This is a genomic window from Paenibacillus graminis (assembly GCF_000758705.1).
GTDB classification, from domain to species: Bacteria; Bacillota; Bacilli; order Paenibacillales; family Paenibacillaceae; genus Paenibacillus_AQ; species Paenibacillus_AQ graminis.
Map to the genome: position 1 here is coordinate 999,439 of NZ_CP009287.1, position 26,329 is coordinate 1,025,767.

Consider the following 26,329-nt stretch of genomic DNA (forward strand, 5'->3'; position numbering starts at 1 on the left):
GCTGTCTTCTTCGACACGGAAGGTAAGATGGTCCGGGAGTGCCGGAAACGGAAGGATCCCGAAGCTTGGGACCGGTTGATCCAGCTATACCGGGAGATGATGGAGTATTTGCCGGATATGGACGAGCACAACAGATTGAACCTGCGCCGCTCGTATGCCGAAGCGCACTTTTATAAGGGCGAAGCCGGTACGGCTGATACGCTTTTTGAGCAGTTGACAGAAGAGCATCCGGAATGGGTCTGGGGATATGTAGGCTGGGGAGATTTGTATAATCCCCAATTTGACTCTTCTTCAGCAGGCAGTAAGGACAAGGCTTTGCGCTTGTATCAATCGGGGTTGGACAAGGCTTCGTCCGATAAGGATGTTCTGGAAGAGCGGATCGTGGAGCTGATAATGCAATAAATAGCAGAAACCGGCCGTTGCCAGAGCCTGAATTAAGGCTATTCTGCGGGCTGCCGATGAGATCATTGCCCAAGACGGGCGGACGCTTCTTTCCAAGATATTAAAAGGCTCAAAAGACCGGAGCAGGAATTGGATTCAGATACCGGATGTGTAAGGGATTACGAGTTATGACTCAAATGGATATAAGAAGCCCCCGGTTCCAAGAACCGGGGGCTTCTTTCTGCTCATGGAGCTTTCCTGTATTCAAGCTTCCATCTTCTGCGCTGTATAGAGCCTGTGGTAAAGGCCCTGGCGTGCAATCAGCTCCTCATGCGAGCCGCTTTCGGCAATGCCTTTGTTCGAGACATACATGATGCGGTCGCAGTTCTTAACGGTGGAGAGCCGGTGCGCGATGATGAAGGAAGTACGCCCCTTGAGCAGTTCGTTTAAGCCTTTCTGCAGCAGACGTTCTGTCTTCGCATCAATGGACGAAGTGGCTTCGTCCAGGATGAGAATCCGCGGGTCGGCCAGAAGGGTTCTGGCAAAAGAAATGAGCTGCCGCTGTCCCTGTGACAGCTTGGAGCCGCGCTCATTGACCTCGGTCAGGTAACCCTGATCAAATTCACGGATGAAATCGTCGGCACAGACTGCCTTGGCGGCGGCAATGACCTCTTCCTCTGTAGCATCGAGCTTCCCGTAGCGGATATTGTCCAGAATGGTACCGGAGAAAATGAAGCTGTCCTGAAGCATAATCCCCATTTGGCTGCGCAGGGACTTCAGCGTAATCTCCGAGATATCCTGGCCGTCAATTAGAATTCTGCCCCTGGTCAGGTCATAGAAGCGCGAGATCAGATTGACGACGGTTGTTTTGCCTGCGCCTGTCGGTCCTACCAGGGCAATGCTCTCCCCGGGCTTAACATCGAAGGAGATATTCTCCAGGATGTTGAGCCCCGGATCATAGGCGAAGGTTACATTGTCAAAAGTAACCCGGCCTTGAACGGACGGAAGCTCCCGCGCACCCGGAATATCACTGACAGTAACCGGTTCATCCAGCGTTTCAAAGATGCGCTCCAGGTAGGCTACAGCATTGATGAAGCTGTTATACAGGTTCGACAGATTCAGAATCGGCTGCCAGAAGCGGGCGGCGTAGCTGCTCATGGCCAGAATGACACCAAGGGTTGCATCCACGGGGTCCAGAGTCAGCAGTCCCACAAGGAAAATCAGAGCCGTAACGATGGTGGAAAGGTTGTCTACCGAAAAAGGAATCAGCATGTTATAAGACACCGCCCGCATCCATTCCTTGCGGAAGTTGCCGGCCAGGCGTGTGAAAATCCCTGCATTCTGCTGCTCGCGGGAAAAAATTTGGGTCACACCAATACCGGTGATGCTCTCCTGCATGTAGGCGTTCAGATTGGAGCTTTTATTGGACACGGCCTGCCATGCGCGCCGCTGCCGGGTTTTGATCAGCAGCATGATGCCGAAGAAAACAGGCAGTCCGGCAAGAATGACGAAGGACAGCCTTACATCCACAGCGAACATAAATGCGGCGATAAAGATTAAATTGACAATTTCCAGAATAAAGTTGATGATCCCGTTCGATAACACATCCGAAACGGAGTTGACATAGTTTACGACCCGGATCAGAATCTTGCCCTGCGGACGGTCGTCGTAGTATTTAAAGGGAAGCTGCTGCAAATGCGCAAACAAATCTGTACGGATGTCAAAAATAATATCCTGTCCGACGCTTGTCATGATGCGCGAGCGGATGGTAGCGAGAATGACGCTGACCACAATGGTCAGCAGCATCAGCAGCGACCAGCCAAGCAAGGCCAGCTTCTCCTTGGAGGGAATGGTAACGTCAACGACATGCTGTATGATTAGCGGCGCCGACAAGGCGATGGCTGCCGAAAGAGCGCTTAGGATAAACGCGATAATCATCGGTTTCTTTTTCCGCTTGATATAGATCATTGCCCGGCGGAAATGCCTGATGTCAAAAGGCGATTCCAGATTCTCGTCGACGTCGAATTTATTTCTGGCCATGAGCCATCACCTGCCTTCCAATACCCTCGTTCTGCAGCATAAACACATCGTAATAATAACCCCGCTTAGCCAGCAGCTCGGCATGGGTGCCTTCTTCGATCAGCCGTCCGTTATCCAGAATCAGGATGCGGTCAGCCTCTGCCGTAGTGGATACCCGCTGCGCAATAATCAGCTTCGTGCAGGGATAATCCAGCCCGCGCAGACTGTTCTGAATGTGCTCCTCAGTCTCCAAATCGACGGCAGAGGTAGTATCATCCAGAATCAGGATGGAACGGTGGACCGCCAGGGCGCGTGCGAGCGCGATACGCTGCTTCTGGCCGCCTGACAGGCCGACCCCGCGTTCTCCGACCACCGTGTCATAGCCTTCAGGCATTTTGACTATGAAATCGTGGGCGGCTGCAAGCCCGGCATAGGCCACAACCTCTTCTTCCGGTAGCTCAGGGTCGCCATAGGCGATGTTTCCGTCGATAGTGTCGGAGAACAGGAGAACATCCTGGGTGGCCATCCCGATGTTGCCGCGCAGCTCGTCAAGCTCCAGCTCGCGGACATCAATCCCGTCTACCAGCACACGTCCGCCGGATACATCATAGAAGCGCGGAATCAGATTAATCAGTGTTGTTTTCCCTGCTCCGGTTGAGCCCATAATGGCAATCGTTTCGCCGGGTTCCACCGTAAAGCTGACATCGTCGAGTACTGTAGCGCTGTCATATTTGAAGGTGACATGCTCGAACGTGAGCCGGCCCTCGTAACGCCGCTTGGTCGTGGCCTGATGCTCATTGACAATAGCCGGCCGGGCGTAATAGATTTCGACGATCTTAGTCAAGCTGGCAAAAAAACGCTGAATGTCGTTGATAATGATGCCGATGTTGCGCATCGGGTTCGATACAGCCCAGACGAGCGAAGAAAAGGCTGCGAATTCACCAAAGGTGATCCGGCCTTCCATCAGGTACAGCCCGCCCGCCAGCATCAGAATAACGTTGAAGGCCTGAGCGAAGGTTTCGAGATAAGGAAAGTAATCAAGCCACACAAGTGCGGCTTTTTTATTCGCTGTCGAGTAGTTGACGTTCTTTTCCGTGAATTTCTCGATTTCGTACGCTTCGCGGGCAAAAGCCTTGACCACCCGGTTGCCGGAAATGTTCTCCTGTGTGGTTGTATTGAGCTGGGACAGCCGCTCGCGGAGATCCACATACATGGGGCGGACATGCTTGGCAAATATGTAGGCCACGACAAAAATAAGCGGGGACAGGGTAAGCATCCATAACGTCAGGCCGGTATCGATACTGAAGAAATAGATCACGGCCGCCGCAAAAATCGTAAATGATTCAATGATCGTTTTGAAAATCCACGCCATTGAGTGGCGGACCATGTCCAGATCCCCTGTCATCTTGGTCATGAGGTCGCCGGTGCGGTTATGATCGTAATATTCCCTGTCCTGCCCTTGAATCTTGTTGTACAGATAAATACGGATACGGTACAGCATGTTCTGGGAAGACCGCTCATACTGCATGGTCGTAAAATAGGCCAGACCTGTGCGCAGCAGCGAAAAGCCGATCATTCCCAGACAGAGTGCGATGAGCAGCCCCCGTTTGTCCGTCAGATTCTGCACGGCATTGTCTCCGGCAATAAACGTATCCACAATACGCTGGCTGAGGTACGGATTCACAATCGTCAGAGAGGAGCCAACCACCGATAGGCATAGCGCCAGAATGTACCGCGCCCGGTTTCCCTCCAGATTCTGCCACAGCCATTTTAGTTCAAACATCTGATCACCTGTTTCTGCGTGTTCTTTCACCCTGCCATACAGGAAGGAGTGAACAAATCAACGTGATTATATCACTTACAGGCAGCCAGCAACTGGAATTCCAATATTTTTTGTTACAATCGATTGAACTTTTGAATGCGTAACCATAGTTGTCAGCCAGAGGAAGAAGCCGCTGCAGCCGATGCCGCAGCAGCAGCGGCAATGGCGGCCTGCTGTGCGATTACAATGTTAGTAATACTGGTCGAGAGCGTCGTGGTGACTACACCGCTTTTGGTTTCATCTACATAGTTGAAGGCCACCAGGGCAGCCGACAGCAGCAGCAGCTCCTGCTTCGTAACGGACCAATTGCCGAAGCCTTTTTGAGTACGCAAAAATTCATAAGTTTCTGACACATCATTCACGATGTCTTCTTGAACGCAGGGCAGCAGCGACAGCACGCCGAGCGAGGATAAGGTATATTCTTTATCCATCCGTAGGACTCTTGCCCGGAAGGCATCCCGAAGGGCAAGCACGCGGGACGCTGTTTCTGAAGCATTGTCCCCAACCACCAGCACCTGTGTCAGCGCCTGCACGCTGTTTCCGGACAGAAACTCAGGTTTGAGTGCAGCATAAAGCTCCTCCATGCGCAGAAGTCCGCTCTCAACAGGAATACCGGAAAGGCCGAGCAGGGCAGCAAAGATATAGTCGTCCCGTCCTGTAAGGAAAGGATGTCTGGCTTTCATGCCGTCATAGAATGCTTTTGCCCGTTCTACTGTCTGCAGGTATTGATCCGATGCTGTATTCACAGCAATCTGATAGGCGGCAATTACAAGATAATCTGATCCTCTGAACTTGGCGTCCTTAAGCAGCTCATAGACAGCCAATGTGTCCACCAGCTGCTTCTCGTGATTAGCAGACAGGGAGAGCAGGGCAGCAAGGCCAATTGCGGAAGTGCCCCGAAAGGAAGAAAAACCTCCGGTATGCTCCTTAATCAGCTCATGGCTGGAGCGGATTGCATCGCAATCGGCTATTTTGTTCCCGGCAGTATACAGCAATGCCGCCAGGCGGTTGACCTGCGCATTTTTCCAGGCAAAATCTTTTTTGACCCTCTGTGCATTTTCAGCAAACAATTCCAGTCTGGCTGTGTAGGACTCTTTCATGGGATACCCTCCTTAATCGGCTGTATTGAACATCATATCATCTCTTACGTAAGTTCCTTCTTCGCCGTTCCTGTTCATTCCTGCGTAATTTTCATCAAATTTTCAGATTGGACCCTTATACTGCTGTTAAATAGTCAGGCATGTGATGATCCGAACGAAGCACTGCCGTATGGAGGTTTGTCCATGGTAAAGGGAATCCAACGAACACTGTATGTGATATTGGCTTTTTTCATCGGGCTTTTTATTGCTTCGTCTTTTTTTCTCCGGGCGGAGTATAACTATTTCGCTTACGGCGACACACCGGTTCTGGAAAAGCAAAACCTGCTTCTTTTTATTGTGCTGATCGCCGCCGTCCTCGCCTTAAGCGCCGTTCTGTACAGAATGTGCCTGAAGCTGGATAAGTACAGCCCCAGGATTGTTATTCCGGCTACGCTGCTTTTGTCTTCGGCTATCCAGATCGTAATCATCTTCCTGTTCACCCGCTTGCCGACGGATGATTCACAGACGGTGCTGTCGCTGGCCAGGGATATGCTGTACCGGAACGATTACTCCTCCTTTGACACCAGTGGTTATCTTCACATGTTCCCGTTCCAATTCTCAATCGTCCTGTACTTGAAGACGCTGCTGTACCTGTTCCCGGATAATTATCTGGTGATCAAAAGCTTCAATATCCTGTTTTCGCTCATCACTACACTGATGATCTACTTGCTGTACAAAGAGCTCAACACTACATCCAAGCGGCAGGACTATGGGGTCCTGGTCTTTGCTGCCACTTACCTTCCTTCGTTGTTCATGAGTAATCTCATCTATAATGATGTGATTGCTACCGCTTTTCTGACCAGTGCATTATATTTTGCGGTAAGATTTATCAGAACTACTTCATTTAAAGATATCGTGTTTGCAGCCATTCTGCTGGCGGCCGGGAATTATTTCCGCAGCATCGGCGTTATTTTTCTGATAACGGTTCTGCTTACCCTTCTATTTCATATGCGGACTCTCGGACTCCAAAAATTCATCATCTCAGTGCTCCTAACGGCTCTGCTGTTCAATGTTCCGGGCTGGACGCAAAATGCTGTGCTGCAGGGAACGCATGCCGTGGAGGAGTCCGTCAACCAAAATTCAGCACCTGTCTACATGTGGCTCAACATGGGGGTCAACCTGGAGACGTTCGGGTTCTGGGACAACCGGGAGAGCTACAGCATCTATCAGCAGGATGCGGGCTATAACAAGGCGGAGAGCACCAGGCTGTTCAAGGCGTCGATTGCCGATAAGCTCTCCGGGGCCACCGTAGGCGAATTAGTGAATATGTATTATAAAAAGCTCATATGGACCTGGACGGAAGGCACGTACCAGATGGAGAGATATGGTATAGGAAATGACAGTTCGTCCGGCAGCGGAGGCAGAATGGGCTTTGTCCTGGACCGCTATGTCTACCCTACATTTGCTTCGGACTGGTTCAAGGGAGATTCGAATGCCAGAAGCGGGCTGCTCTGGATGCTGTATGTCCTGAATATCCTGATGTATGCCTGTATTCTCGTGCGGTTAATCGGTGGCATAAAAGCAAAACGGTATGCGGAAACCCCGCTGATTCTGGTCATTCTGGGGTTCATCGGATTCTATTTGTTATGGGAGATCAAATCCCGCTACATTTACCCGGTGTATCCGCTGCTGATCGTATTTTCCTATATGGGATTTAAGGACGTATATGATTATACGTTGGGAAAGAGGGGGGCTTAGGATGCGGACTCCAAAAGGGTATATCTCATTGCTGGCCGCAGTGCTCAGCTGTTCCATGCTGCTGGCCTCCTGTGACGCCATCACCTCCCAGAAAATTACGGATACAGACTCCGGCTCCAGGATGAACGGATTTCCGGGAAGAAATGGCGGCATGAACTTTAACGGTGGAGGCAGAGGCAACGGAAACGGCGGCTTTCCCGAGATGAATGACGGGACGCAAAGGAACGGCGGCTTACCGGGCATGAATGAAGGGAGCCAAAGGGATGGCGGCTTACCGGGCATGAATGGCGGAACGCAAAGGGATGGAGGTCAAGGGACAGGCAGCAGTCAGGGAACTGGCAGCGGCCAAGGGACGGACGGCGGTCAAGGACCTGACGGCGGGTCCAGTGGCACAAGATGAAGGTTTTTCTTCCACTTTCTGATTTTGGCCCGGAAGCTTGAGAACGGGGCCGCCGAATTGATATGAATCCACCGGGCCATCGGCCAGTTCTCCTTGCTGCCTGTCCATTTGCGGATTCCCTGAATGAACAGCTCTTCTTCCGTCAGCGCGCCCACCCAATCCAGCCACTGCTGTTCCTTGAGCCGGAATAAATCCCGCAGCTCGAGGAGGGATAACGCTGCATATTGGTCATAAAAGGATTGATACAATCCGCCGAGCTGGTTCCACTTGTAACCGGGCGCTGGCATTTGTACCTCCCGGCCTTCCCGCTCATCCTTGTCCCAACCCATCACAAGCTGAAGCCAGCCCAGCTGGTAGGCGATAATCTCGGCGGGCGTTTTGTCCACCCCGGGGAGCCTCACATCTTTTTGACTCGTATCGACGTCTTCAAATTCCGCATCCAGCAGCACATACTTGCTGTGGATGGCCTCCAATAAATCCTTCTTGGACGAATATTCATAGCTCGCCATAGCGGTGCACCTCGTTTTTATTTTTGTTATATCATAGAGCAGTGACAGCTGTATGTCATATTTCTTGGTTTATCCTATAACCCGTATATAATTATTTTTACTTTATAAAACGTATTATGGTATAGTGTGGGTAGAAAAGACGTACAATGCAAAGAGAGCCGTGCGGCTAACACGACTCTCGGAGCAATAGCCGCTTTTAAGGGCGGCGGCTTTTAAAAGGCTTACCTACCGAAATAGGACCGCTACCTTTGACCAGGGCGGCCTATTTCTTTTTGTGGAAAGAAAGAATCAGCACAACCAGAGTCGCGAATGAAATCATCAGCGTCAATGCTTGGTATACCTCCACAGGCTTCACCTCCCTTCCGGGAGATTAGCCGACCGCCCTTGCAAGCCTTCCATTGCTGATGTGATTATATCACGTAGTTGTACAACCTGGATATACTTACCTATTTGATGGAAAGACGTTTAGGATTCAGAATTAGAGCAGCCATGGCTAGATATTAAAGTCCGCAGACCCTGGTCTATCCTCATAAACAGTATAATACTCTGCGATTACGAGTCCCCCGTCTTCAACCGCGAAGGTCAGGCTCTCTTGTGTTTTTCCCTTAATACGGATTTCGTAATCGGCCGCCCAGGGGCTGGATACGCCGATGTTATAGTTCCAATTCTCTCCGCTTCTGGCGGCTTGCTCTTGCTTGAATTGTTCCTTCATGGCTGCCGAAATCATCTCATAGCGGGGATGACCGTCACGGGAGATGAGGGCATCGGCCCAGATGGAAGCAAGCTTGTTGATTGAGCCACTGCCCCCTCTATTTACCGACCGGATTAGCCATAAATCCCTCCACAATTGAAGTAGACCTGTTTTGTCAAGCCCGGGGAGTAAGAACCTGGACTGTGAAAATAAAAGGAGGGTGTAACAATGAATCAGCAAGAACCATGGAAACAACTTGAGGCAGAGTCCTCAGAGTTTCTGGATATCTCCATCCGGGAAATGACGGCTGAGGATCTGGGCTGCTGGACGGACATGGATGATTCCTTTATCGTAGATTCGGCTCTTGTTCTCTCCTATATAGAGAATCAGTTCACATATACCGTAAAAGACATCCCAAGCTATGAGAAAAGTTACTCAGAAGAACCCACCGAGCAGGCGGATGACATAGACGATTCTGAGTACATCAATAACCCTGATCAAGTGGTTTATTTGGCTTTTGCGGAACAACAGGCGGTGGGGCGAATCGTATTGAAAAAGAATTGGAACCGTTATGCCCTTATCGACATGATTCAGGTAGACAAGCAATTCAGAAGGCATGGGATCGGCCGGCAATTGATGGAACAGGCCAGGCGCTGGGCGCTGGAGCGGGGATTACCAGGAGTGATGCTGGAAACGCAGAGTATTAATGTGAGGGCATGCAAGTTCTATGAACGCTGCGGATTTGTAATAGGCGGGTTTGATCAATATGTGTATAAAGGAATCCCTGCCGTCAGTGGAGAGGTTGCGGTGTACTGGTATCTGCATTTTGAATAATGAGGTTCGCGGTATGCTTTCGGATGGCTCCAGGGGAGTGAAGTGGAATTAGTGAACCTAAATAGGCTCATTAAGCGTTCCATAGAGGGTTATGTTGGAAAAAGTAAACTTAAAATGGAGCAAATCCACCTGTAAGCTGTTTATCGGCTGAATTAGGTTTACTTTCTTTCTCCCACTAATTCTGAAGAAGAGTGGTATAGTGGTGATTTAAGTTCACTTTTTCCACTAGCGTTTGGCCCCATTGCTCAAAGCAGCTAGAATCACTGGTGCAGCAAAGTTCAATCGCCGAGCAGCGATTCAGCAATTCTAGGCATATTCGAGCCCCGAGCGCTCAAGCATAAGACGGCTGCGCTGTCCAATTAAGGACGGAGCAGCCGTCTGCTTACAATCGCCCTACTTCGTAAGCTCAATGAACTTGCTGGCCGCAGTTGTCAGCGGCATGTTGCGCATGGTCATCATGCCCACCTGGGCAGGTGGAAGCTGTACGTCGAGCTTAATCTCGAAAAGCGAGCCTTCTTCCAGCTCCTTGGACACGAATTCCCGCGTGACGAAGGAGATGCCGAGTCCTTTGCGGGCAAACTCGATCAGCAGGCCCACGCTGCCTACCTCGAATTCCGGCTTCAGCTCGTAGCCGTAGCCCCGGAACAAGTCCGTGATAGCCATACGTGCACGGCTGCTGCGGGAGAAGAGGATGATGGGATATTGAAGCAGCTCTTCAATAGAAAGGACCTTCTGGTTCAGCCCGGCATAGTGGCTGCCCGCAATGAAGCAGTCCTGGAGCTGAAGCCCCTGCCGCACTTCAAGCTGGGGATCGGAGATAGGCATACGCACAACGCCCAGATCAACGAGGCCTTCTTTTAAATAAGAGATGACTTCGGGTGTAGTCCCATGGATCAGATGCAGGCGGATGCCGGGGTAGCGCTGGTGAAAGACTTCAATGAAGGGCAGCAGATAATGCTTGAACAGGGAATCACTGCCGCCAATCCGCAGCTCGCCGTTGTCGAGGTTTTTGAGTTCGGCCATCTTCTTCTCGGCCTGGGTGATGAGAATGTGCGACTGCTCGATATAGGAGTACAAGGTGGCCCCCTCCGGTGTCAGTACCACGCCTTTGGAATTCCGGGTAAACAGGGTCAGGCCAAAGCTGTCTTCCAGCTGCTTGATCGCATGGCTGACGCTGGGCTGGGTAATATAGAGGGATTTGGCAGCCTGGGTCAGGCTTCCGGTCTTCGCTGCCCAGTAAAAAACCTTATATAGCTCAAAGTTGTTCATAGACATGGTCTATAGCTCCTGTGAAATATATTAATTACTTGTATGGATCGTATTTGTATTATAGTGTACTCAGGAAAGATAAACCAGAGCAGAAGGAGAATGGAGATGGAGGCAACTACATTTGTTTTGTTTGGAGCGACAGGAGATTTGGCCCGAAGAAAGATCTATCCTGCGCTGTATAATTTATATCTCGACCACAAGCTGCACCATTCATTCTCTGTGATTGGTCTTGGCAGAAGAGAAGTGGCTGATGAAGCCTTTCAGGCTATGGTGGAGCGGTCGATCCGGGACTTTTCCCGGCGGGAAGTGAATGATTCTGCGTCCGTGCGCGGCTTCCTGAAGGCCTTCCGATATAATGTGCTGGATGTGGGGCACACAGAGGATTATCTTAAGCTGCTGCAGCGGGTGGAACAGCAGGAAGAGAGCATGGGCGGCTCCCCGAACCGGATGTTCTATTTATCCGTCGGGCCTGAGTTTTTTGAACCGATTGCTTTGAATATTAAGGAAAGCGGACTGGGCAGCGCCAAAGGCTGGAAACGTCTGGTGATTGAAAAGCCCTTCGGCCATGATCTGCAGTCGGCCCAGGAGCTGAATTTGAAGCTGAGCGAGGCTTTTACCGAGGATGAAATTTTCCGGATCGACCATTACCTGGGCAAACCGATGGTGCAGGAGCTGGATGTGTTCCAGCAGACGAATCCGGTGCTTCATGCCCTGTGGAACAACCGCTACATTGCCAATGTGCAGATTACCGCAGGCGAAACGGTGGGTGTGGAAGAAAGAGCGGGCTACTACGATCATGTGGGTGCGCTTAGAGACATGTTCCAGAATCATATGCTGCAGCTGCTGATGATGCTGGCGATCCGCCTGCCGAAAGACAGCACCGCAGAAGAAGTGCGCTTCAAAAAGAAAGAGGTTATGGAGTCCCTTGAGCCGCTGGAAGAAGCTGATGTCCGGTTCAATGTAATCCGCGGGCAGTATACCGCAGGTACTATTCAAGGTAAGCCGGCCGCAGGCTATACCGCTGAACCGGGAATTTCCGCCGATTCGCAGAACGACACCTTCATTGCTGCCAGACTTACGATTGATGATCCCTTCTGGAAGGGTGTGCCCTTCTATATCCGGACCGGGAAGAGAATGAAGGAGAAATCGACGCGCATTGTCATTGAGTTCAAAGAGCCGCTCAAACAGAACTCGTCAGCCGCCGAGGATGATATCCCTAATCTGCTGGTGTTCGAGATCAGCCCGAACGAAGGGATTACCCTGCAGCTCAAGGCCAGAGATCCTCAGCACAAAGGGAAGTTCAAAGCGATGCACATTGATTTTCATACCAACCATATTGATGTGCCGGAGGCTTATGAGAATCTGATTTATGATGCGCTGCACGGAGATCCGTCGTTCTTTGCGCACTGGAATGAGGTAGAGCTGTCCTGGAAATGGGTGCAGCCGATCCTGAATGCTTTTGCCAAGAATAGTGTTCCTCTTCATTACTATGCCTCCGGTACGTTTGGACCTGCCGAAGCAGACCAGCTGCTCGCGGAGAATGGGCATCACTGGTGGCTCGACTCTGCCGTGGAAGAAGAAAGCGGGCTTATCCTGCCCGTTGCTTCAAATTTTTAATACTGCAATTAGTTCAACTAAAAATGGAGGTTTATGCATATGAAATTTTTTATCGATACCGCTAATGTGGAAGACATCAAAAAAGCATACCAAATCGGCGTTCTGTCCGGAGTCACAACGAATCCGTCCCTGGTTGCCAAAGAAGGCGTGAAATTCGAAGACCGTATTGCAGAAATTCTGCGCACCGTGCCTGAGGTAGAGTCAGTGTCTGCCGAAGTTACGCCGGATGCGGTTACCGCTGAAGAGATGATTGCCCAGGCCAATGAGCTGATCAAGATCAACAACTATGACAAAAACATCACGATCAAGCTCCCGATGACGCTCGCGGGTCTGGAGGCCTGCCGCTACCTCACTCAAAAAGGTGTAAAAACCAACGTGACGCTGATCTTCACTGTGAACCAGGCGCTGCTTGCTGCCCGTGCAGGAGCTACCTATGTATCGCCGTTCCTGGGCCGTCTGGATGATATCTCCGAGGATGGCGTCCAATTGATCGTAAAAGTTGCCGAGCTGTTCCGCATTCACAACCTGGACGCACAGATCATTGCCGCTTCGGTCCGCCATCCGGACCACGTAACCCGTGTAGCCATGGCCGGTGCGCATATTGCCACCATTCCGTTCAGCGTGATCGAGCAAATCTCCAAGCATCCGCTGACCGACCAGGGGCTGGAGAAATTCGCCGCCGACTGGAAAAAGGCGCCGCAGGTTTAATACGCTAAATTAAACAAAAAGTGATCAAGGGGCTGAAGTGACGGAGGAGAAGTTTGAAACTGGGGGAGGTCTCTTGATCACAGATTTGGTTCAGCACATATCATTGGGAGGGTATTGAACAATGGGTAAACAGCAGATTGGTGTGGTCGGCTTAGCTGTCATGGGTAAGAATCTGGCCTTAAATATGGAGAGCAAAGGGTTCTCGGTAGCCCTCTACAACCGTTCCCGGGAGAAGACAGATGAACTGCTTGCAGAAGCAGCAGGCAAAAATTTTGCAGGTGCCTACAGCATCGAAGAATTTGTGCAATCGCTGGAGACGCCGCGCAAAATCATGATTATGGTCAAGGCCGGCAAGCCGACAGATGATACAATTCAGCAGCTGGTGCCGCATCTGTCGCCAGGGGATATCCTGATTGACGGCGGCAACGCCTTTTTTCCGGATACACAAAGACGGAACAAGGAGCTTCAGGCGCAAGGCTTCCGCTTCATCGGCGCCGGGGTATCCGGCGGTGAAGAAGGGGCGCTAAAAGGACCGGCCATTATGCCAGGGGGACAAAAGGATGCCTACGAGCTGGTGGAACCGATCCTGACCGCCATTTCGGCCAAAGTGGACGGAGACCCTTGTTCGACCTACATCGGCGAAGATGGGGCAGGGCACTATGTCAAAATGGTGCACAACGGCATTGAATACGGCGACATGCAGCTCATTGGCGAAGCATATCAACTGCTGAAGGATGTCCTCGGCCTGGATACCGCTGAACTGCATGAGATTTTCTCGGAATGGAACCGCGGGGAGCTGAGCAGCTATCTGATTGAGATCACGGCTGATATTTTCGCCAAGGCTGACCCGGATACAGGCAAACCGATGGTTGATGTGATCCTGGATTCCGCCGGACAAAAGGGAACAGGCAAATGGACGAGCCAAAATGCCCTTGATCTGGGTGTTCCATTGTCCATCATTACCGAATCCGTCTTTGCCCGGTTCATCTCAGCGATGAAGGAAGAACGTGTGGCTGCAAGCAAACGCCTGAAGGGTCCTGAAGTCAAAGGCTATGACGGCGATGCTAAGGAGTTTATCGAAGCGGTCCGCAAAGCGCTGTATGCGAGCAAAATCGCCTCCTACGCCCAGGGCTTTGCCCAAATGAGAGTGGCTTCCGACGAATATAACTGGAACCTGAGCTATGGCAGCATTGCGATGATTTTCCGCGGGGGCTGCATTATCCGCGCAGGTTTCCTGCAGAATATCAAGGACGCCTATGACCGTGATCCGGAGCTGAAGAACCTGTTCCTGGACGAATACTTCAGCAGCGTGGTGCACAACTACCAGGAAGCCTGGAGAGATGTGGTGGCGATTGCCGTCAAAAGAGGAATTCCGGTTCCGGCGTTTGCCTCCGGCCTGGCCTATTATGACAGCTACCGTTCCGAACGTCTTCCGGCCAACCTGCTGCAGGCGCAAAGAGATTATTTTGGAGCGCATACCTTTGAGCGGCTGGATCAGCCGGGAAGCTTCCATTTTCAATGGATGGACCAGAATTAATCAGATAGGATTAAACCATGAAGTCCGGGCGCAGCCCGGGCTTTTTTGAAATAGGAGCATTTATATATTTTTGGGGTCCCTTTTTTTAGCAATCCATAAGAAATTATGCCGGCTCCTTGGTCTATAATGAAGAGGAGCGTCTGACAGCGGAGCATTCCAGCTCTGCAAAAACATTCAGGAGGGATCTGTTATGCCGAAAATTGTTACGAATCTGTGGTTCGATACGGAAGCGGAAGAAGCGGCGAAATATTACACCTCTGTTTTCAACAACTCCAGGATCATCCATACCGCTTATTATGGAGAAGGCGGCAGGCGTCCGGCCGGGACGGTGCTGACGGTGACGTTTGAACTGGACGGACAAGTATACACCGCGCTGAACGGCGGCCCCGAGTACAAATTTACGGAAGCGATTTCCCTATTGGTGAACTGTGAGGGGCAGGAGGAAGTCGACGAGCTGTGGGAGAAGCTGTCCGAAGGCGGCACGGAAGGGCCGTGCGGATGGCTGAAAGACAGATACGGCTTATCGTGGCAGATTTTCCCCACCGTTCTGGGGAAGCTGCTTAGCGATCCTGATCCTGTCAAAGCGCAAAGAGTCATGGAGGCTATGCTGCAGATGAACAAGCTGGACATTGCCGCTCTAAAGCGGGCGCATGAGGGCAGTGATTTGCACTAATCAACCGTCGAACCGGGACTTTCCTGACCCTGGGCCTTCCCGCCCAGCCGGCTCACTACATGTTTACCGTACGGATTACACCGGAAGTACCAAAACTACCCCTTTACCTTCTTTTTTACAAAGAAATAGTTTATCATTGCTTCATTCCAAATTCTAGGAGGATTCATGATGCGGGGGTTAGTAAGTAAGGTAAGCCGGTTGTGCGCGGGTCTCATGTTGATAGGTGTTGTATCTTATGTGGAGGGACAGCAGGCGCTGGCCTTGCCTATCCAGGAAGAGCAGATTGCCGCTGTGGCTCCGGACGTTAGTTCATCCATGGCGGTGCTGGGCAGCCCGTTCAAGAAAGCGCCTTATGCGCGCAACGTCTGGGATATGCAGCTTTTTAACGGGAAAATCTATCTGGGTCACGGCAACAGCAGCAATGAAACACCTTCGCCCAATGCTGGACCAGTCCCGATCTATTACTGGGACCTTGCCCAAAACAAGTTTTCAGTTCAGGATGTTACGTATACCAACCCGTCCACGGGCAGGGTAACCACTAATGTCTATGTCATGGACGAGCAGATCGACAACTTCAAGGTGCTGAATGGAGAGCTGTATATCCCCGGGAATGACTCCAGAGTGCCTGGTTGGGCCTATGGGAATTTTTATCGCCTGAACGGGGATCACTGGGACCAATACATGAACATTCCCGGCGGCATCCATGTATATGATATGGCCTACTATAAAGGCAAGCTGTACGCTGCACTCGGGGCTATTGAAGGCCCCATGATCTATGTATCCTCTAACAGAGGCAATACCTGGACCCGATTGGATTCCGTCTCCCAATTCGGTATTATGCGTGCCTACAATCTGTTCGAGCTGGGCGATACGCTCTATGCTTCTTCAGCCACGGCGGGGAAGACACAGGGGGTTGCGAATGAAAAAGGCTACATGATATCCATTAAGCAGAACAGCAGTGGGACAATTCAGACCTCCAAGCTGACCTTTACCAGCACCCAGTTGTTCCCCGGACTTAGCTTTGTCACCAAACCCGGTGAAGTGAACGTTCCCGGTGTCAGCGGGCAGCCGTGGCTGAAGCTCCTCCGCACGACGCCGGTTAACGACCGGCTGCTCTATATTCCAGGCGTTATCTATAATGACCATCAATCCATTCCGCAAGGCCTGTTCTCGGCCGGGGCCAATTTCCAGAATGTGCGCAAGGAGCAGCTGCCTAACCCTACTGTAGTGCCTATCGACATTCTGGAGCGCGGGGAGACGGTGTATGTGCTGGGTTATATCAAAGAAGCCCCGGGCAAATATACGAATTACGTCTACCGCAAAAGCACCGGCAGCTTCGGAGCCAGCGGGGAGGGCTGGAGTGAGGTTTTCCACTTCGGCCGGGATACGTTCGCCCGTTCTTTCGAGGAACAGAACGGTGATTTTTATTTTGGACTCGGCAGCTATGCGGACGTGGTCCCGGCTTCAACCGGCACAATTCTGAAGCTGAGCGCAGGAGCTTATTAAACAATATACCGGCAAACGTAATCTAGATACTGAGAATAATGAAGACCCGAGTCCTCCGCTTATCGGAGGGCTTTTCGAATTTCCATAATCATCTAAGTTCTCCCGGTAAAAGGAGTATTGTATTTCCTTGAAGATTCCCGTACAATTTTGTGGGGTAATTCTGCATTGCGTTAATGTATATCACAGCAGCCGGATATACTCACATATTATGATAGGTATGCGTAACGAAGGTGGAGGCGTTCTGCCTACATCATTACGGACTGCAAGGAACACATATGAAGGGGAGCGTTCTTGTTGGAAGCAAAGCAATTGAACAGAGGACTTAAGACAAGGCATATTGAGCTGATCGCACTCGGGGGGACGATTGGTGTAGGACTCTTCATGGGGTCGGCAAGCACGATTAAATGGGCGGGGCCTTCTGTGCTGCTGGCTTATCTGCTGGCGGGAATCATCATGTTTTTTGTTATGCGCATTATGGGGGAAATGCTGGTCCTGGAACCGGTGACCGGTTCATTCGCTACGTTCGCCCATAAGTATATACATCCGCTTGCAGGCTTCATGACCGCTTGGAGCTACTGGTTCCTGTGGGTTACGGTAGGCATGGCGGAAGTTACGGCGATTGGGATCTATGTAGGCTACTGGTTCCCGGGGATTCCGCAATGGCTCCCGGCCTTGGCGGGTGTAGGGATTATTGCGGCGGCAAATCTGGCAGCGGTGAAGTTCTATGGGGAATTTGAATTCTGGTTTGCCATGATCAAGGTGGTGGCCATTGCGGTAATGCTCGTGCTGGGCACGGGGATGATCTTTTTTGGTCTGGGCAATGGGGGGCAGCCCATAGGCCTTTCCAATCTATACAGCCACGGTGGTTTTTTTGCCGGGGGCTTGAAGGGTTTTCTGTTTGCGCTCTGCATCGTCACAGCCGCCTATCAAGGAATTGAACTGGTGGGGATTACGGCCGGAGAAGCAGAAAACCCGAAATATACCCTGCAAAAAGCGATCAAAAATATCATCTGGCGCATTCTGATTTTTTACGTGGGCGCGATCTTTGTGATTGTCACGATCTATCCTTGGGATGAGGTGGGTGAGATCGGCAGTCCGTTCGTTTTGACCTTTGCCAAGGTGGGCATTGTGGCTGCGGCGGGCATCATCAATTTTGTAGTGCTGACCGCTGCCATGTCCGGCTGCAACAGCGGAATCTACAGTGCGGGAAGAATGCTGTATACACTGGCTAAGAACGGACAGGCTCCGAAATTTTTTGGCAAAGTCTCGAAGAGCGGAGTGCCCAGGAACAGTATTATCACGACGATATCCCTGCTGCTGCTGGGGGTGCTGTTCAACTATCTGATGCCTGACTCCAAACTGTTTCTGTATATATACAGTGCCAGTATTCTTCCGGGAATGGTGCCGTGGTTTGCGCTTGCAGTCAGCCAGTTCAGATTCCGGGCGAATTGGAAAAGCGAAATGGGCGCTCATCCGTTCAAGTCACTGTTCTTTCCGTTCAGCAACTATATCACGGTAATCTTTCTGTCGCTGGTGCTGGTAGGCATGTGGTTTAATCCGGATACGCGGACCTCGCTGATTGTCGGCGCAGTCTTTATTCTGACCGTTATTGCCGGTTATTTTGTGTTCGGGCTTGGCAGGGACAGGGAACGTTAACAGGGAATACCATGAAATTCAATAATAAATCCCGATTGACTGGTTCGCTTTATTTAGCAGCTCAATACAACCGATATTAATATGGAGCCTTAGAAAACTCCATGAAAGGAATTATTGAGCTTGAAGACTACGATGAAAGCAGCCTTTTCCAGAACATTGCCATTTTTAGTGGTGGCAGCAGCCTACTTTTTGTACACAAAAATCAATACAATGTCCAATCCGCAGGTAGAGGCCATAGGTTTATCACCGTATGCGATTTTTTTTGTAGGGGCCGTATTATCCTGGAAATTTAACCGGAGCCGGGAATTTTACATTCTGCTGATTCTTGCGATTTGTATAGCGTCCATGGCCTATTTGCCGGAGATTTCAGGTACAGCTCTGCGGAGTGGGGATATTTATTCCATTATCTGTCTGGCGATTCCGTTGAACATTGCGCTGTTTTCCTTTTTTAAGGAGAGGGGCATCATCAGCTTATGGGGAAGCCTCCGGATGGCTCTGATCCTGGGGCAATGCCTGTTTCTGTTCTGGCAGGTGAAGTCGGGAGAAAGAGAATGGCTTCATCTCTTGAATAAAGAGGTAGTACCTGTAGATCTCCACACCGTAACTCCCGTACCGCAGCTGTCTGTGATTGCGTTTGTGGTCACCTTTGTGATCCTGATAGTCAGGGGAATTGTATACCGTTCCTCTTCGCAGGAGATTTCATTCATAAGTGTCTTATTAGCCATATTTTACGTGCTGCACCAGAACAATAGTCCGCTGCTGTATTCGATCATTTTTGCTGCTTCAGGGCTTGTTTTCATTATTTCGATCATTCAGGATTCGTACTCGATGGCTTTTTCCGATGAGCTAACGGGTCTGCCTTCCCGGCGGGCGCTTAAGCAGGACATGATGAAGCTGGGCTTTAACTATGCCATCGCTATGCTGGACATTGATTTTTTCAAAAAATTCAATGATACCTATGGACATGACACGGGAGATGAAGTGCTGAGACTGGTGGCTTCCAACATAAAGGAGGTTACGGGCGGAGGGAGAGCCTTCCGCTATGGCGGGGAGGAGTTTACTATTCTTTTTCCGGGTAAAAACATAAATGATGTGCTTCCCCATCTCGAAGAACTGCGGGAGAAAATATCCAAACAGGCCTTCACCATACGCGCCAAAGGCAGATCCAAAAACAAGTCTTCAAAAAGGTCCTCCAGTGCCAGGACCTCCAAGCAAATATACATAACCGTAAGCATCGGTGTCTCCCAAAAGAATGAGAAGTACAAAACCACAGAAAGCGTAATGAAATCGGCAGACACTGCTTTATACCGCGCGAAGAAAAAGGGCAGGAATTGTGTGAGCAAATAAAAGGGGATACGGCAATGGAAGATAACCGCTATAAACTAGACTTTGCAAAGCTATACCAGTAGAAGCATACATATTATTAAGAAGCGAACAGCAGAGAAGGTAGAGATACCCTAGCGGCTGTTCGCTTCTTTTTTATGCGTAATATGAATATATATATACCAATAAAAATATCACATGTAATTAACATGGTTAAATCAAACGGCTGTTATCAAAACTCTCTTTATTTTAACTTTTAATGGTATTAATGATTGAGCCCGGAAATACATTGGAATGAAAAGGGATTATACTACATTATATTGAAATAAGACAAGGTAGAAAACGCATAAAAAAGATATTGACGTAAGAAAATTTAACATGTAATATAAACCATAATTTATATGGGAAAGCTAGTTTCCCGACATGAGTTGTTTCTGTTGGTAATTGACCTTTGGTCTATTTCAGGGGATGACGACTTAATAGTAAAAGGTTTTTTTGTGAGGTATTGTTACATACCTTGAAGGCTGTTGGACTGTTTTGATTTGCACAAGGGAGGTTGAAAGCTTCAGCAGAGAGATCATGATAGAACCCGGCAACGCTGGCGGTTCACCGTACACGAACCTAACTAAGGAGGAGTAAATCGAATGGCAAAAAAGAGAAAATGGTGGTCTGGGTTACTGGTTTTATCTCTAGTAGGGGTTTTATTTACAGGTTGCAGTACAAATAACAACGCAACTAAATCACCTAATGCTACGGCAGAGAGCTCTGCTTCAGCCGCAAGCGAAGCTCCCGCAGCTTCAGAACCGGCTGCAGGCGCCCCTGTTGATGGCGGGACGCTGGTTATGAGCACATTCTCCGATATCGTCAATCTTAATCCTCTTATGATCAACGATACTTCTTCCGGTGATTTGGCAGAATTCGTATTTGCCAAACTTTACAATTTGGACCGCGAAGGAAATGTAAAGGCAGAACCTTGGTCTCTGGCAGCGGATGTGCCGGAAATCTCTGCGGATGGATTAACTTATACTGTGAAGTTGAAAGACGGCATCAAATGGAGCGATGGCCAGCCGGTCACTGCAGACGATGTGGTATTTACGGTTGATATGGCGAAGAATCCGGAAACCGGATCGCCGCTTACAAGTCTATTCGACAAGGTAAAGACCGTTGAGAAAGTCGATGACAAGACAGTGAAGTTCACAATGAAGCAAGTGTACGCGCCATTCTTGTACTCCTTGGTTCAAGCTGTAGTACCTTCCCATGTTCTGAAGGATGTCAAGCCTAAAGAAATGCAAACTAATCCATATGGTACCGACCCGGCCAAAACCGTTACAAACGGACCCTGGAAGTGGACCTCCTGGAAACAGGGCGACAGCCATACCCTTGATGCTGATCCAAACTATTGGGGCGAAGTTAAACCTCACATTGCACAATTGGTTTATAAAATCTATGCTGACCAGAATACCGAGGTTCAAGCTCTCCTGAAGGGCGACACGGACCATATCAGTGCTATTCCGGTTACACAGGTTGAGGCAGTCAAAGCCAACAAAGACATTCATATCATTCAAAAGCCGGGCGCCCAGTATGAATATGTAATGTTCAACTTCGATGCCAAGAACTTCAAAGACAAATACGGTTTATTCACGGGACAGAAGACCAGACAGGCCATTGCTCATGCACTGAACCGTCAAGGGATGGTCGATAACATTCTGAAGGGTGTCGGTGCGGTGATGAATGCACCGTTCCTGCCGGATACCTGGGCTGATCCTGGCGATGCAGCCGTTAACTATGATTACAATGCAGAAACGGCCAAGAAACTGTTGGCGGAAGACGGATGGGTTGCCGGGAAAGATGGCATCCTGACCAAAGACGGACACCGGTTCTCCTTCGAACTGCAATATAATGCGGGCAACAGCCGCCGTGAGCAGGTTGCTGCAGTCATTCAGCAGAACCTGAAGGAAGTCGGCATTGAAGTTACACCGAAGGCCATTGACTTTGCGGCCTGGATTGACCAGAACGTAACGCCGGGTAAATTCCAAGCCCTGCTGTTAGCGTGGTCCCTGAACACTCCTGACCCGGATTCAGAGAGTGTCTTCTCCTCCAAGTACTTCCCGCCTGCCGGACAGAACAGCGGCTGGTATAAGAATGAGAAGCTGGATCAGCTGTGGGTAGACGGATATTCTACGGTTGACCAGGCCAAGCGTAAAGAAATTTATAAAGAAGTAGGTAAAGAAATCTCTACCGACCTGCCTTACGTGTTCCTGTATCAATATGGGCAAGCCATTGGTACGGGGCCTAGAGTTCACTGGGCAGAGGAAGACGCTCCTGAACCTTCACTGGGTTATGGACAGTACTTCCATGCGATCAAATGGTGGGTAACCGACTAATTGAACAGACACAGGAAATAGAATTGCGGGGGAGGAAAGAGAATTCTCTTTCCTCTTCTCCTTTTGTCATGAAGGAGGCCCGTGATCCTATGCCTTACCATCTCTAGGAGGACGACTTTTGATGACAGAATATCTGATCCGCCGCGTACTGCAATCGGTGCTGGTGATCTTTTTGATTACTATACTTACCTTTCTTCTAATTCATGCGGCTCCCGGAGGGCCGACCCAGATGATGCTGTCTCCGGGACTTTCACCGGAAGTCTTCAAGCAGCAGGCGCATAATCTCGGCCTGGACCAGCCTGTCCCTGTGCAGTATGTGCGCTGGATTAGCGGCTTGCTGCAGGGAGACCTCGGTTATACTTTTAAAAATCATCTGCCGGTTGCGGATTTGCTATGGCCCCGTATCGGCAATACCTTCATTCTCATGGGAGCAGCCTGGCTGTTATCTCTAATCATTGCAATTCCCTGGGGGATTTATAACAGCACCAAAGTATATGGATTGTCCGATCAGTCGGCCTCCTTCATCTCTTATCTCGGCTTTGCGATGCCGACGTTCTGGTTCGGAATCCTGTTGCAGCAGTGGTTTTCCCTGAAGCTGCGCTGGTTTCCTCTGTCCGATATGCATACAAGGGGCAAAGAAGGGGATATCGGCGACTTGTTCATGCACCTTGTGCTGCCGGTAACGGTGCTGTCACTGGGTTTTCTTGCATCCTATATGAAGTATGCACGCGCAAGCATGCTTGAAGTGCTGGATCAGGATTATATCCGTACCGCACGCGCCAAGGGTGTCAAAGAACGCAGGGTTGTCTTCCACCATGCGCTGCGGAACGCGCTTATTCCGATTATCACCATTCTGGGGCTGGATCTTCCTATTCTGGTGGCCGGGGCCGCGCTAACGGAGAGTGTGTTCAACTGGCCGGGTATGGGACGCTGGTTCGTACAAATGGCGACCCAGCGCGAGTATTCTGTACTCATGGCTATAACTATCGTAACGGCGGTTATGGTTGTGCTGGGCAATCTGCTTGCGGATATTTTGTATGCGATAGTAGATCCCCGCGTCAAGCTCGGCAAGCAGGGAGGTAAAGCAGCATGAGTACTAATCCTTCACCATTGCCCGCTGATGCCATGTCTTCAACGAAAACGAAAAAAGCGGCTGAATTGAAAAAACCTCCGGGTCCCTGGGCCATCTTGTGGAAAAAGTTCTCGCACAACCCCTACGCCATGGGCGGACTTGTCGTGCTGCTTTTTTTCATAGTGATTGCTGCACTCGCTCCTCTTCTCACTAAGTATAAGCCGGAGGCCATTGATTTGATGTTTGCCAACCTGAAGCCTGGAGTGGACGGGCATCTGCTGGGAACAGACGAGCTGGGCCGGGACATACTCACCAGACTGCTCTACAGTGCGAGAATCTCCCTGATGATCGGGTTTTCAGTAGCCTTTGCTTCAGTGGCTATCGGTTCGATTATCGGTGCGATTTCAGGCTATTTTGGCGGCTGGGTGGATACCGTCTTCATGCGTATTGTGGACGTGATGAACTCCGTTCCTACGCTGTTCCTGAATATACTCGTGCTGGCGATATTCGGCTCCAGGATTGAGTATATGATCCTGATTCTGGCCTTGACCAGTTGGATGAGTATTGCGCGGCTGGTGCGGGGGAACTTCCTGCAGCTTAGGGAAATGCAATATGTCGAGGCGGCCAAAGCGATCGGGGTATCGAGCTGGGGGATTATTTTCCGGCATCTGCTCCGAAATGCAAGCTTCCCGATTATTGTGAATGCGACTCTGATGGTTGGCGGTGCGATTCTAAGTGAATCGGCATTGTCCTATCTGGGCCTTGGCATCCAGGCTCCGGCCACAAGCTGGGGACTGATGCTCAGCAACGCGCAGGAGTTCATGCTGGTAGATCCGCTGCAGGCCGTATATCCCGGTCTGTGCATCCTGCTGGTGGTGCTTGCGGTTAACTTTATCGGCGATGGTATCCGGGATGGACTGGATCCCAGACAGCAATTGACCAAATCCCGGAGGAGGCTGGACAAATGGCGGAAAAATTACTCGAAATCCGGAAACTGACCACCGGCTTTGTAACGGAAAAGGGGCTCGTGAAGGCGACCGACCAAATCTCCATCCGTGTGGATAAAGGGCAGACGGTGTGTCTTGTCGGTGAGTCCGGCAGCGGAAAAAGTGTGACCTCGCTTGCCATAATGCGGCTGATTGATTACGCCGGCGGAATGATTCTTGAAGGCAATATTAACTTTCATGGACAGGATCTGGCTGTGAAAAAGCAGGAAGAGATGCGGGATATCCGCGGCAATCAGATTGCGATGATTTTTCAGGACCCGATGTCCTCGCTGAATCCGGTATTCACGGTTGGCGAGCAGATCGCCGAAAGTCTGCAGCTGCACCAGAATAAAAGTTCCAAAGAGGCTATGCAAATGGCCATTGATCTGCTGAAGCTGGTCGGGATTCCCGCACCGGAGATCCGGGCAAGACAGTATCCGCATGAGCTCTCCGGCGGGATGTGCCAGCGGATTGTTATTGCTATTGCTCTGGCCTGCAATCCCGAGCTGCTGATCGCCGATGAGCCGACAACTGCCCTTGATGTTACGGTTCAGGCGCAGATTCTGGATTTGCTGCGCAAGCTTCAGGCGGAGCTAGGCATGTCCATTCTGCTGATCACCCATGATATGGGCGTGGCTGCCGAGATTGCGGACCGCATCGCTGTTATGTATGCGGGAGCTATTGTAGAAGAAGGTACAGTAGAAGAGATTTTTGATCATCCCAGCCATCCGTATACGATTGGCCTGCTGCAATCCATTCCCGGCTTTGCGGGAGGGCGTGGCGGAGAACTGTATACTATTAAAGGAACGATTCCGCCCATCGGCCAGCTTCCGCCGGGCTGCCGCTTTCATCCGCGCTGTCCGCATGCGATGGAGGTCTGCAGCATGAAGGAGCCGCCGGATTTCATGATTACGGATGATCACCGTACCGCCTGCTGGCTGTTTCAGGATAAGCCGGTCCAAGCTGACAACAAAGATGGGGTGAGACAGGCATGACCAATGAGACAGCAGCCAAACCGTTAAATAATACAACCTCCGCCGAAGTTTTGGTGGAAGTGAAGGATATCAAAAAATATTTCCCGATCACCAAAGGCCTGCTTAACCGGACGGTTGGCCAGGTGAAGGCCGTTGATGGTGTTTCTCTGTCTATTCGCAGAGGGGAAACGTTTGGCCTGGTTGGTGAATCCGGCTGCGGCAAATCCACTTTTGGACGGGTTCTGCTCCGGCTGCAAAGCGCCACCGGGGGGGAGGTGCTGTTTGGCGGCCGGGATATCCATTCGCTGGGCCATCAGGAGCTCAGGAAGCTGCGTGAGGAGATGCAGATTATTTTTCAGGACCCGTTCGGTTCTTTGAATCCGCGGTTTCTGGTTAAGGATATTATTGGCGAGCCGCTGAAGATTCACCGGAACATGACGGCAAATGAGATCGATGCCAGAGTTGTGGAGCTGATGGAGCTGGTTGGTCTGGATGCTACGCGGAGAAACCGCTACCCGCATGAATTCTCGGGCGGACAACGCCAGCGCATAGGGATCGCGCGTGCGATTGCGCTGAATCCGCAGTTCATTGTCGCCGACGAAGCAGTATCCGCGCTCGACGTATCCGTGCAGTCCCAAGTGATTAACCTGCTGATGAAGCTGCAGAAGGAGCTTGGGCTGACGTTTCTGTTCATTGCGCATGGGCTGAATGTCGTCCGCCATATCTCGGACCGTGTAGGCGTCATGTATCTGGGCAAGCTGGTTGAGGTCGCGGAGACGGAGGCGTTGTTTGCCGCCCCGCTGCATCCGTATACGGCAGCGCTGCTCTCGGCGATTCCCAAGCCGACGCCAAGACGGAAGCAGGACCGGATTGTACTGCAAGGTGATGTTCCTTCACCGGCGAATCCGCCGTCCGGCTGCCGGTTTCATACCCGTTGTCCGCTGGCCCAGGAGAGATGCCGCCAGCAGGAGCCGCTGCTTGAAGAACTGCATCCCGGACGAATGGTGGCCTGCCATTTTCCGCTGGCATCATCGTAGTACCGGTTTACTCTATCTGAAGCATAAATAATGTGAAAAAGGGATGCTCCTGAAGCCGCTGGCCGGCTGCGGGAGCATCCCTTTTTGGCCGTTT

At 50.8% G+C, this 26,329-nt stretch carries 22 protein-coding genes; 15 read left to right on the forward strand and 7 right to left on the reverse strand.

What is annotated here, in order from left to right:
* Positions 1-645 precede the first annotated feature (645 nt).
* The 3 genes from PGRAT_RS04270 to PGRAT_RS04280 form a co-directional block, all read right to left on the reverse strand.
* On the reverse strand, positions 646-2,421 hold the full coding sequence (locus PGRAT_RS04270) for an ABC transporter ATP-binding protein (protein ID WP_025703791.1): 1,776 nt from the start codon (positions 2,419-2,421) through the stop codon (positions 646-648).
* Entirely contained in the window at positions 2,408-4,183 is a 1,776-nt protein-coding gene (locus PGRAT_RS04275) for an ABC transporter ATP-binding protein (protein ID WP_025703792.1), read from the reverse strand. The genes PGRAT_RS04270 and PGRAT_RS04275 overlap by 14 nt, the downstream gene beginning before the upstream one ends.
* 152 nt (positions 4,184-4,335) lie before the next feature.
* A complete protein-coding gene (locus PGRAT_RS04280) occupies positions 4,336-5,322 on the reverse strand; it encodes a DUF4003 family protein (protein ID WP_042266083.1) in 987 nt (328 codons plus the stop codon).
* A gap of 183 nt (positions 5,323-5,505) precedes the next feature.
* Here PGRAT_RS04280 and PGRAT_RS04285 point away from each other — a divergent pair, with 183 nt between their 5' ends.
* On the forward strand, positions 5,506-7,059 hold the full coding sequence (locus tag PGRAT_RS04285; protein ID WP_025705292.1) for a glycosyltransferase family 39 protein: 1,554 nt from the start codon (positions 5,506-5,508) through the stop codon (positions 7,057-7,059).
* Between the two features lies 1 nt (position 7,060).
* The gene (locus PGRAT_RS04290) at positions 7,061-7,459 is read left to right on the forward strand and encodes a hypothetical protein (protein ID WP_025705293.1); all 399 of its coding nucleotides are present in this window, start codon (positions 7,061-7,063) and stop codon (positions 7,457-7,459) included.
* On the opposite strand, the gene PGRAT_RS04295 is transcribed toward PGRAT_RS04290, so the two are convergent.
* The 3 genes from PGRAT_RS04295 to PGRAT_RS04300 form a co-directional block, all read right to left on the reverse strand.
* Complete coding sequence (locus PGRAT_RS04295) at positions 7,423-7,968, reverse strand: ClbS/DfsB family four-helix bundle protein (RefSeq protein WP_025705294.1); 546 nt, start codon at positions 7,966-7,968, stop codon at positions 7,423-7,425. The two genes, PGRAT_RS04290 and PGRAT_RS04295, sit on opposite strands and share 37 nt — an antisense overlap.
* 262 nt (positions 7,969-8,230) lie before the next feature.
* A complete protein-coding gene (locus tag PGRAT_RS34845; RefSeq protein WP_372238078.1) occupies positions 8,231-8,323 on the reverse strand; it encodes a putative holin-like toxin in 93 nt (30 codons plus the stop codon).
* Between the two features lie 138 nt (positions 8,324-8,461).
* Complete coding sequence (locus PGRAT_RS04300; protein ID WP_025705295.1) at positions 8,462-8,815, reverse strand: hypothetical protein; 354 nt, start codon at positions 8,813-8,815, stop codon at positions 8,462-8,464.
* Between the two features lie 123 nt (positions 8,816-8,938).
* Here PGRAT_RS04300 and PGRAT_RS04305 point away from each other — a divergent pair, with 123 nt between their 5' ends.
* Positions 8,939-9,493, forward strand: a complete 555-nt coding sequence (locus PGRAT_RS04305; protein ID WP_025705296.1) for a GNAT family N-acetyltransferase — start codon at positions 8,939-8,941, stop codon at positions 9,491-9,493.
* Between the two features lie 393 nt (positions 9,494-9,886).
* Here PGRAT_RS04305 and PGRAT_RS04310 read toward each other — a convergent pair whose 3' ends face one another.
* Positions 9,887-10,768 (reverse strand): LysR family transcriptional regulator, encoded by an 882-nt coding sequence (locus PGRAT_RS04310; RefSeq protein ID WP_025705297.1) that lies wholly within the window; start codon positions 10,766-10,768, stop codon positions 9,887-9,889.
* A 99-nt stretch (positions 10,769-10,867) separates the two neighbouring features.
* Here PGRAT_RS04310 and zwf point away from each other — a divergent pair, with 99 nt between their 5' ends.
* From zwf to PGRAT_RS04370, 12 genes are all read left to right on the forward strand, one after another.
* Positions 10,868-12,379 (forward strand): glucose-6-phosphate dehydrogenase, encoded by a 1,512-nt coding sequence (gene zwf / locus PGRAT_RS04315; protein ID WP_025705298.1) that lies wholly within the window; start codon positions 10,868-10,870, stop codon positions 12,377-12,379.
* A 39-nt stretch (positions 12,380-12,418) separates the two neighbouring features.
* A complete protein-coding gene (fsa, locus tag PGRAT_RS04320; RefSeq protein ID WP_020428805.1) occupies positions 12,419-13,087 on the forward strand; it encodes a fructose-6-phosphate aldolase in 669 nt (222 codons plus the stop codon).
* Between the two features lie 121 nt (positions 13,088-13,208).
* The gene (gene gndA / locus PGRAT_RS04325; protein WP_025705299.1) at positions 13,209-14,624 is read left to right on the forward strand and encodes an NADP-dependent phosphogluconate dehydrogenase; all 1,416 of its coding nucleotides are present in this window, start codon (positions 13,209-13,211) and stop codon (positions 14,622-14,624) included.
* 190 nt (positions 14,625-14,814) lie between these two features.
* Positions 14,815-15,297: a VOC family protein gene (locus tag PGRAT_RS04330; protein WP_025705300.1), complete on the forward strand. Its 483-nt coding sequence runs from the start codon at positions 14,815-14,817 to the stop codon at positions 15,295-15,297.
* A gap of 165 nt (positions 15,298-15,462) precedes the next feature.
* Complete coding sequence (locus PGRAT_RS04335; RefSeq protein ID WP_155990375.1) at positions 15,463-16,803, forward strand: hypothetical protein; 1,341 nt, start codon at positions 15,463-15,465, stop codon at positions 16,801-16,803.
* A 294-nt stretch (positions 16,804-17,097) separates the two neighbouring features.
* Positions 17,098-18,459, forward strand: a complete 1,362-nt coding sequence (locus PGRAT_RS04340) for an amino acid permease (protein WP_025705302.1) — start codon at positions 17,098-17,100, stop codon at positions 18,457-18,459.
* A gap of 120 nt (positions 18,460-18,579) precedes the next feature.
* The gene (locus tag PGRAT_RS04345) at positions 18,580-19,806 is read left to right on the forward strand and encodes a GGDEF domain-containing protein (protein WP_025705304.1); all 1,227 of its coding nucleotides are present in this window, start codon (positions 18,580-18,582) and stop codon (positions 19,804-19,806) included.
* A 620-nt stretch (positions 19,807-20,426) separates the two neighbouring features.
* Positions 20,427-22,166: a peptide-binding protein gene (locus tag PGRAT_RS04350; RefSeq protein WP_025705305.1), complete on the forward strand. Its 1,740-nt coding sequence runs from the start codon at positions 20,427-20,429 to the stop codon at positions 22,164-22,166.
* A gap of 121 nt (positions 22,167-22,287) precedes the next feature.
* Positions 22,288-23,259, forward strand: a complete 972-nt coding sequence (locus PGRAT_RS04355) for an ABC transporter permease (protein ID WP_025705306.1) — start codon at positions 22,288-22,290, stop codon at positions 23,257-23,259.
* A 32-nt stretch (positions 23,260-23,291) separates the two neighbouring features.
* The gene (locus PGRAT_RS04360) at positions 23,292-24,236 is read left to right on the forward strand and encodes an ABC transporter permease (RefSeq protein WP_042267808.1); all 945 of its coding nucleotides are present in this window, start codon (positions 23,292-23,294) and stop codon (positions 24,234-24,236) included.
* A complete protein-coding gene (locus tag PGRAT_RS04365) occupies positions 24,203-25,219 on the forward strand; it encodes an ABC transporter ATP-binding protein (RefSeq protein WP_025705308.1) in 1,017 nt (338 codons plus the stop codon). Before PGRAT_RS04360 ends, PGRAT_RS04365 begins: the two co-directional genes overlap by 34 nt.
* Positions 25,216-26,235 (forward strand): ABC transporter ATP-binding protein, encoded by a 1,020-nt coding sequence (locus PGRAT_RS04370; RefSeq protein ID WP_025705309.1) that lies wholly within the window; start codon positions 25,216-25,218, stop codon positions 26,233-26,235. Before PGRAT_RS04365 ends, PGRAT_RS04370 begins: the two co-directional genes overlap by 4 nt.
* Positions 26,236-26,329: the final 94 nt, after the last annotated feature.